This window comes from Mesorhizobium sp. M7A.F.Ca.CA.001.08.2.1, assembly GCF_003998455.1.
GTDB classification, from domain to species: Bacteria; Pseudomonadota; Alphaproteobacteria; order Rhizobiales; family Rhizobiaceae; genus Mesorhizobium; species Mesorhizobium ciceri.
Map to the genome: position 1 here is coordinate 1 of NZ_RZPW01000243.1, position 8,125 is coordinate 8,125.

Here is an 8,125-nt window from a genome sequence, read left to right on the forward strand (position 1 = left end):
GGGCGTCATCGACCGGCTGAAGGCGCGCGGCCTGGTCGAGCTTTCCAGGCACGAGGTCGACAAAAGACGGCTGCTGGTCAATCTGACCGCGGCAGGCCGCGAAGCCATCGAGCGCCTGATCCCGCTGGCGCGCGAGATCACAAAGGAGACGCTGGCGCCGCTCTCGGCCAAGGAGATCGCCACCTTCATGAAGCTGCTGGTGAAGCTGGCTTAGACCCGCCGGGCGCCAAAGGAGGCACCCGGCAGGAAGTTTGCCTCAGAGGCCGTTGTCCTTCAGCACCTGGGCGGCGTTTTCCTTGGTGATCTTCTCGGTTGGCAGGGTAATGGTCTTTTCGACTTTCTCGCCGTTGAGGAACTTGATCGCCTGGCGCAGGCCTTCGGCACCGGGAGTGACATAGGTGAAGGTCGCCGTCAGCTCGCCCTTGTTCACCATCTGCACGCCTTCATTGGGCAGGCCGTCGATACCAATGAACTTGATGTCCTTCTCGCGGCCGACATCCTTGGCGGCGAGATAGGCGCCATAGGCCATCGGGTCGTTGTGGCCGTAGACGAGATCGATCTTCTCGTTGCTCTTCAGCGCGTTGGCCATCAGATTGTAGGCCTGGTCCTGCTTCCAGTCGCCCGATTGCTGGTCAAGCAGATATTTGATGCCCGGCTCCTTGTCGGTGAATTCGTGAAAGCCGTCATGGCGGTCATGCGCCGGCTGGGTGCCCATGCCGCCCCAGATCTCGACGACATTGCCTGCAGCCTTGCCCTTGCCGCCCAGCAGTTCGACGGCATATTCGCCGGCCGCGCGGCCGATCAGCGCGTTGTCGCCGCCGACGAACTGCGTGTAGTCCTTGGTGTCGACATTGCGGTCGAGCACGAAGACCGGGATCTTGGCGTCGATCGCCTGCTGCACGACGCCGGTCAGGCCGGCCGATTCCTTCGGTGACACCAACAGCGCATCGACCTCCTGGCGGATCAGGTTCTCGACATCGGCGACCTGCTTTTCGGTCTTGTCCTCGCCGTCGGTGATGATCAGCTCAACCTCGGGGTGCTTGGCGGCTTCGGCCAGGATGTCTTTGTTGAACTGCGCGCGCCAGGGCTCGATGGTCGTCACCTGCGAGAAGCCGATCTTCCACTTCTTGTCCTGGGCATAGGCATTGCCGGTGGTCAGCAGCGCGGTGGTGGTCAGCAGTGCCGCGGTCACGGCGGCAAGCTTCAGCATGTCACGTCGTTTCATTTTTTGTTTCCTCCGAGATTGAGAGACGGTGTCTCTTGCGACGGCCGCTTTGCCGCGGCCGTTTCCTTGTGCGCCGATTGCCCGCCGGGCAGGCGCAGATAGGCCAGGAGATCACCGGCATTGCGCTCCTGCACGAGCACGGTGCCGATGATGATCATCCCCTTCAGCACCAGCTGAAGGTTCGAATTGATGTTGTGGAGCTGCAGGATGTTGGAGAGCAGACCGAAGATTAGCACGCCGCAGAACGTGCCGATGAGGCTGCCGCGCCCGCCCATCAGGCTGGTGCCGCCTATGACCACAGCGGCAATGGCGTCGAGCTCCAGCCCGGCGCCGGCATCCGGCTTGCCTTGCCGGTACTGCGCGACATAGAGCACGGCGGCAATGCCGGCGAGCAGCCCGGAGACGGCATAGGTGGCGATCTTGACGCGGCCGGCGGCGATGCCGGAGAGGCGCGCCGCCTCCTCGTTGCCGCCGATGGCATAGACATAGCGGCCGAACGGCGTGAAGCGCAGCACCGCGCCGTAGATCACGATGGCGCCGAGGAAGAACAGGCCCGGCATCGGGATGATGCCGAACACCAGCGAGCGCAGGATCTCGAAATCGGCGGTGGCGTTGGAGCCGGTATAGACCGGCAGCACCGCATTGTTCTGGCCGGCGGTCAGCCGTGCGATGCCGAGCGCCGTCACCATCATAGCCAGGGTGACGATGAAGGGCTGCAGCCGTCCGGCAACGATGATGAAGCCGTTGAGCGCGCCGAACAGCAAACCAACGCACGGCGCCACCAGCAGCACGCCGAGCACGCCGAATTTCGGCTCGATCTGCGGCAGCAGAAACCACAGCGACAGGCAGCACAAGACCACGCCGACGACGGCGGGCGTGATCAGGCCGCGAATCCCGTCCAGCCTGATCTCGCGGACGAGATCGGCGCCGGCACGGGACTTTGCCAGGTTCTGGAAGATGAAGCGGGTGACGACGAAACCGAGGCAAAGCGCCACCAGCGCGACGGTCGGCACGCCCAGCACGACGCCCGGCGTCACGCCTGGGACCGTCAGCAGCATGGCACAGACCACCGAGCAGATGGCCATCAGCGAGCCGACGGAGAGATCGATGCCGCCGGTGACGATGACAGCCGTCATGCCGGTGGCGATCAGCCCGGTGGTCGAGACCTGGCGCAGCACGTCGAGCAGGTTGCCGTAGGAGAGGAAGATGTTGTTGCCCTTGGAACTCATCGGCGAGCCCAGCACGCCGATCAGGAAGATGGCGATCAGGCCCCAGTAGAGCTTGGTACGGGACAGGAGTTTCAGGGCAGTCATGCGGCTGGTCTCGATATGGTCCTGCGCGGGGCGGCGAGACGCATGATGGCCTCCTCGCTGGCCGCGTCGCGGGAAAGAATGCCTGTCTGGCGGCCATCGGCCATCACCAGGATGCGGTCGGAGAGATGCAAAAGCTCCGGCAGTTCGGAGCTGATGACGGCGATGGCCAGTCCATCGCGCGCCAGCTTGAAGATCAGGTCGTAGATCTCGCGTTTGGCGCCGACATCGATGCCGCGCGTCGGCTCGTCCAGCAAAAGCACCCTCGGCCTGGTCGCCAGCCACTTTCCGATGACGACCTTCTGCTGGTTGCCGCCCGACAGCGAGCCGACCAGCGGCAGCGCGACATTGTCTGCGATCGAAGCCTGCAGATGCAGGCCTTGCGTCTTGCGGTCCTCGGTGACCAGTGCAATGCCCAGCCGCCTTGCGTTGCGGGGCGAACGGATATCCACAGGCCGGCCGTCGACCTGGATTTCGCCACCGGTGCGGCCATCGCTCGAGCCGAAGATCGCTTCCAGGATCTCGGTTCGGCCCGAACCCAGCAGCCCGCCAATGCCGAGGATCTCTCCGGCGGCAAGATCGAAGCCAACGCCGTCGATCACCGTGCGCCAGCCATGCGCATCGGGCTTCGACAGCGACAGGTTTTCGACCGAAAGCACAATGTTGCCGCCGGAGTGGCGCTCTTCCTGGGAGGAAGCGAGCAGGTTGCGTCCGACCATCGCCGAAATGATCGCATCTTCGTCCAGCCTGGCCATCGGCTCGGTCAGTACATGGCGCCCGTCGCGAAACACGGTGACGCGGCTGGCCAGATGCATGACCTCGTCGATGCGGTGCGAGATGTAGACGATGGCGACACCGCTCTCGGCAAGCTGGCGGATGATGCGGAACAGCCGCTGGCATTCGGCCGGCGACAGCGCCGAGGTCGGCTCGTCCATGATCAGGATGCGTGCCGACATCGACAGCGCCTTGGCGATCTCGACCAGCTGCTGCTCGCCGACACGCAGGGCACCGACGCGGGCTTGCGGATCGAGCTCGATGCCGAGCCGCTGCAACAAAGCGCCCGCCGCGCGGCTGCTTGCCTTGCGGTCGACAATCAGCCCGGCGATCAGCTTCTCGCGGCCAAGGAAGATGTTGTCGGCGACGCTGAGTTCGGGCACCAGGTTGAGCTCCTGATGAATGATGGCAATGCCGGCATCCTCGGCGTCGCGTACGCCAGCGAAATTGACAGGGTGGCCATCGACGCTGACCGTGCCTTCATAGCCGGTGTAGACGCCGGAGAGGATCTTCATCAGCGTCGACTTGCCGGCGCCGTTCTCGCCCATCAAGGCATGAACCTCGCCGCGCCGCAGCTCGAAGCCGACATCGACCAGGGCGGCGATGCCGCCGAAGCTCTTGGAAATATGCTCGGCGCTCAGAACGGTGTCCGACCGATCGGCAGCGCCGTGCTGCGGGGAAAGGGAACTGCTCTCTCGCATGACAATGGCGGCCTCCCTTCCGTCCTCGTCAACTTCCCGCAAACGCTAATCTAAACGTTTCGATCATGTCAAGCTGATATGAGGTGCCGCATGTTTACTGCATTTCGATTCTTGCTAAAAAGGACAGGATTCCGTACGTATTGGCCGGCAAGGGTGGCGAAACGTTTCGAAAATGACAGCATCAGGGCAAAAAAAACACCGGAAATCCACCGCGCCCACCATGCTTCATGTGGCTGAAGCGGCGCGTGTTTCTGTCGCCACCGTTTCGGCGCTGATCAACGGCACGGCGACGGTCAGTCCGGAGCTTAGCCAGCGCATCGAACAGGCGATCCGCGATATCGGCTACAAGCGCAACGCGATCGCCCGCAGCCTGAAGATGGGCACGACCCGCACGATCGGACTGACCGTGCCGCACATCACCAACCCATTCTTCACCGATGTCGTCTCGGTCATCCAGCAGGCCTTCGACCGGGCCGGCTATGCCGTCATGCTGTGCTGCACGGACGAGGATTTGAACACCCAGGACGATCAGATCAAGCTGCTGCTCGATCGCATGGTCGACGGGCTGATCGTGGCGCGCGTCGGCGACGGCGCGATCCTCAAGCGGATCGTCGACGACGCCAACGTGCCGGTGGTGCTGCTCGATCGTATCTGCAAAGGCGTCGACACCGATGCCGTGGTGCTGGACAACCAGCGCGCGGTGTTCGACGCCATCACCTATCTGATCAATCTCGGCCACCGGCGCATCGGTTACATCACCGGCACGTCGGACATTTCGCCGATGCATGACCGCATGGCGGGATATCGCGAGGCGCTTCACGCCGCCGGCCTGCCGATCGCGGAGGAGCTGATCCGCTTCGGCAATTTTCATGAGATCGACGGCTACAACGCGACCATGCAGATGCTGTCCTCGCACGATCGGCCAAGCGCGATCTTCTCGGCCAACAACCCGATGGTGATCGGCACCATGAAGGCGATCCGCGACATCGGCCTGTCCTGCCCGGAAGACATTTCGGTTGCCTGCTTCGACGACTTTCCATGGTCCGACGTGTTTCAGCCGCAGCTGACCACCGTCGCGCAGCCGGTGCAGGCGATCGGCGAACAAGCGGCCAATCTGCTTCTCGACCGTCTCGCCGGCAACAGGGACGCGCCGCCGCGCAAGCTTTTTCTCAAGGGTCGGCTGATGATCCGCAATTCCTGTCGCCCGCTCGGGGCGATTGCGCAGAGCGTGAGCGCGTAGTCTTTCGCCCAGCGTATATTCCTGTCAGGACTTGTCAGGCCGCCTGCGACAGCGATTTGTGCGCCTCGGCCAGGATCTCGAACGACCGTACCCGCGGCGCATGATCAAAAATCTGCGCGGTGACCATCAGCTCGTCGGCACCGGTGCGGCGCACGAAGGCATCGATGCCTTGCCGCACCGTTTCCGGGGAGCCGACGACGGCGCAGGACAATGCCTGGCCGAGCATGGTCTTTGCCATCGGATCGAGATCGCGGTCATAGTTCTCGACAGGTGGCGGCAGCCGGCCGGCACGGCCGGTGCGCAGATTGACGAAAGCCTGTTGCAGCGAGGTGAACAGCAAACGAGCCTCGGCATCGGTGGGCGCGGCAAAGACGTTGAGGCCAAGCATGACATGCGGCTTGTCGAGCTGCTCGGAGGGCTGGAAGCGCGAGCGGTAGACATCCAGCGCGTGATCCAGATCCGCCGGCGCGAAATGCGAGGCGAAGGCATAGGGCAGGCCGAGCATGGCGGCAAGCTGCGCGCCGTAGAGGCTGGAGCCAAGGATCCAGACCGGCACGCCCTGGCCTTCGCCGGGCACGGCACGGATGCGCTGGCCTTCCTCGGCCGGCTGGAAATAGCCCATCAACTCGACGACATCCTGCGGGAAATTGTCGACCCCGGCCTCGAGATTGCGGCGCAAGGCGCGGGCGGTACCCATGTCGGTGCCGGGCGCCCGGCCGATGCCGAGATCGATGCGGCCCGGATGCAATGCGGCCAGCGTGCCGAACTGCTCGGCAATCACCAGCGGCGAATGGTTGGGCAGCATGATGCCGCCGGCGCCGACACGAATGGTCTTGGTGCCGCCGGCGACATGGGCAATGACGACGGCTGTGGCGGCACTGGCAATACCCGGCATGTTGTGATGCTCGGCCAGCCAGAAACGCTTGTAGCCCAGGCGCTCGGCATGGCGGGCAAGATCGAGCGAATTGGCCAGCGACTGCGAGGCATCGCTGCCTTCGACGATCGGCGACAGGTCGAGAACGGAAAGGTCGGTCATGGGTGGGATCCTGTGTCAGGACCGCATGTAGGAAGCATCCGGCGGCGCCGCAAATTCAAAAATATTGATCAGCCTTTGACAGCTTCGGAGTCGGCGATGTCGTCCTCCTCGACGACAACCGCGTGCTGCGCGGCGAGAAAATTGCCGACATGGCTGAGCCCATCGAAATGATCGCAGAACACCTTGATGACGACCAGCAGCGGCACCGCCATCAGGGCGCCGACGAAACCCCACAGCCATGACCAGAAGGCGATGGCGATGAAGATCGCCACGGCGTTGATCTCGAGGCGCCTGCCGACCACCATCGGCGTCACGAACTGGCCTTCGACGATGTCGCACAAGATCACGAAGGCCGGCGCCAGAAGCGCGTAGAAGATGGTATCGAAGCTGATCAACGCCATGACCGTGACAAGCACGATGGTGATCAGTGCTCCGACATAGGGCAGGAAATTGAGCAGGGCGGCAGCAACGCCCCAGACCAGCGGATTGGGTACGCCGAGCGCCCAAAGACCGAGAGCGATGACCGTGCCGAGGCCGGCATTGATGATGGTGACGGTGAGCAGATAGTGCGAGATTTCGCGTTCGACGTCATAGACGACGCGCAGCGCCCGCTTCTTTTCGCTGAGGCTGGCGAAGGACTGGATGATCTTTTCATAAAACATCGTGCCGGAGGCGAGCAGGAACAGCGACAGCACGAAGATGATGGTGAGGCCTGTTCCCGCCGACAGGATGTTGCTGGCGGCCGCCGACAGGATGCCGGACTGCGCTACCGCCACCTTCTGAATGCCCGACTCCTGCGAGGTCTCGGTCAGTTGTTCGATCTGATGCGAAATCTGCATGATCTTCTCGAGCGGCTGTCGCAATTGCGCCAACCGTTCGGTGAGCTTCTGGCCGATCGACGAGGTGTTGTTGATAAGATCGATTATCGGGCCACTGAGCAGATAGCCGGCGGTGGCGAACACACAGAGGGACAACAGCACCAGAAGGGTTGCCGAGATCACTTCCGGGATACCGTGCTTGCGCAGCAGCCGGACGATCGGCGTCAGCGTCAGCGCAAGCAGGAAAGCCAGAAGCACTGGCATGAAGAAAGCGCGGGCGAAATAAAGCGCGTAGATGGCCATGAAGAGAAAGATGCCGATCAGCAACGAGCGCATCAGACGCGTGTCGGCGCGAGCCGCGACGCGCGAATCCGGTTCATCGGAAACGTCCTGACCCCAGGCTGTGGGTTCGGTTTTCATGGTCACCCCTCAAGCCGGCGCCCCTTCGCACGGCAATCGCCTCCATGAAACGCAGAGTTACGGGCGAGGGTTCCATGAGCCGGCTTCGGGATTGAGGCCGCTCGCGCCGGCTCCGGGTCAGGCTGCCGGCGACGTGACGGCTGTGGCGGGCTTGGCTGTTTCCTTGCGAACGATCGGCGCCACCCTGGTGCCGTAGAGTTCGATCGCCTTCATGATCTTGGCATGCGGCATGGTGCCGATCGCCATCTGCAGCAGGAAGCGGTCATTGCCGAAGATCTTGTGCTGGGCGACGATCTTTTCAGCCACTTGCTCGGGACTGCCGACGAACAGGGCGCCTGTGGGGCCGCGCGACTGGTCGAAATGCGCCCGCGAGGTCGGACCCCAGCCGCGCTCGCGGCCGATGCGGTTCATCACCTCCGCCTGCGGGCCGTAGAAATCGTCCGCCGCCTGCTCGGTCGTCTCGGCGATGAAGCCGTGCACGTTGATGCTGGTGGCAAGGCCCGCCGGATCACTGCCGGCGCGTTTGGCGGCTTCGCGGTAGAGATCGAACAGCGGCGCGAAACGCGCCGGCTCGCCGCCAATGATGGCGAGCGCCAGCGGC

General features: G+C 63.4%; 8 protein-coding genes. 2 read left to right on the forward strand and 6 right to left on the reverse strand.

All coding sequences use genetic code 11. The features are described from left to right. A partial coding sequence (locus tag EN914_RS16160; protein ID WP_407067785.1) for a MarR family winged helix-turn-helix transcriptional regulator occupies positions 1–214 on the forward strand: 214 nt, incomplete at its 5' end. Between the two features lie 42 nt (positions 215–256). Here the strand turns inward: EN914_RS16160 and EN914_RS16165 are convergent. From EN914_RS16165 to EN914_RS16175, 3 genes are read right to left on the reverse strand one after another with little or no spacing between them, the layout of a single operon-like run. Then, complete coding sequence (locus EN914_RS16165) at positions 257–1,225, reverse strand: substrate-binding domain-containing protein (protein ID WP_013528455.1); 969 nt, start codon at positions 1,223–1,225, stop codon at positions 257–259. Beyond that, positions 1,222–2,538: an ABC transporter permease gene (locus EN914_RS16170; RefSeq protein WP_024502073.1), complete on the reverse strand. Its 1,317-nt coding sequence runs from the start codon at positions 2,536–2,538 to the stop codon at positions 1,222–1,224. Before EN914_RS16170 ends, EN914_RS16165 begins: the two co-directional genes overlap by 4 nt. Next, complete coding sequence (locus tag EN914_RS16175; protein WP_127389151.1) at positions 2,535–4,010, reverse strand: sugar ABC transporter ATP-binding protein; 1,476 nt, start codon at positions 4,008–4,010, stop codon at positions 2,535–2,537. Before EN914_RS16175 ends, EN914_RS16170 begins: the two co-directional genes overlap by 4 nt. Before the next feature lie 220 nt (positions 4,011–4,230). Between EN914_RS16175 and EN914_RS16180 the strand changes: the two genes are divergently transcribed. Next, positions 4,231–5,250: a LacI family DNA-binding transcriptional regulator gene (locus EN914_RS16180; protein WP_024502075.1), complete on the forward strand. Its 1,020-nt coding sequence runs from the start codon at positions 4,231–4,233 to the stop codon at positions 5,248–5,250. A gap of 34 nt (positions 5,251–5,284) precedes the next feature. Here EN914_RS16180 and EN914_RS16185 read toward each other — a convergent pair whose 3' ends face one another. The 3 genes from EN914_RS16185 to EN914_RS16195 form a co-directional block, all read right to left on the reverse strand. Next, positions 5,285–6,286: an LLM class flavin-dependent oxidoreductase gene (locus EN914_RS16185; RefSeq protein ID WP_024502076.1), complete on the reverse strand. Its 1,002-nt coding sequence runs from the start codon at positions 6,284–6,286 to the stop codon at positions 5,285–5,287. A gap of 68 nt (positions 6,287–6,354) precedes the next feature. Next, a complete protein-coding gene (locus EN914_RS16190; protein WP_024502077.1) occupies positions 6,355–7,524 on the reverse strand; it encodes an AI-2E family transporter in 1,170 nt (389 codons plus the stop codon). A 117-nt stretch (positions 7,525–7,641) separates the two neighbouring features. After that, a partial coding sequence (locus tag EN914_RS16195; protein WP_127389152.1) for an LLM class flavin-dependent oxidoreductase occupies positions 7,642–8,125 on the reverse strand: 484 nt, incomplete at its 5' end.

Excerpts from the sequence above, each read along its gene's own strand:
- EN914_RS16185 (WP_024502076.1), bottom strand. The coding sequence starts at position 6,286 with ATGACCGACCTTTCCGTTCTCGACCTGTCGCCGATCGTCGAAGGCAGC.
- EN914_RS16180 (WP_024502075.1), top strand. The coding sequence starts at position 4,231 with ATGCTTCATGTGGCTGAAGCGGCGCGTGTTTCTGTCGCCACCGTTTCG.
- EN914_RS16165 (WP_013528455.1), bottom strand. The coding sequence starts at position 1,225 with ATGAAACGACGTGACATGCTGAAGCTTGCCGCCGTGACCGCGGCACTG.
- EN914_RS16190 (WP_024502077.1), bottom strand. The coding sequence starts at position 7,524 with ATGAAAACCGAACCCACAGCCTGGGGTCAGGACGTTTCCGATGAACCG.
- EN914_RS16170 (WP_024502073.1), bottom strand. The coding sequence starts at position 2,538 with ATGACTGCCCTGAAACTCCTGTCCCGTACCAAGCTCTACTGGGGCCTG.
- EN914_RS16175 (WP_127389151.1), bottom strand. The coding sequence starts at position 4,010 with ATGCGAGAGAGCAGTTCCCTTTCCCCGCAGCACGGCGCTGCCGATCGG.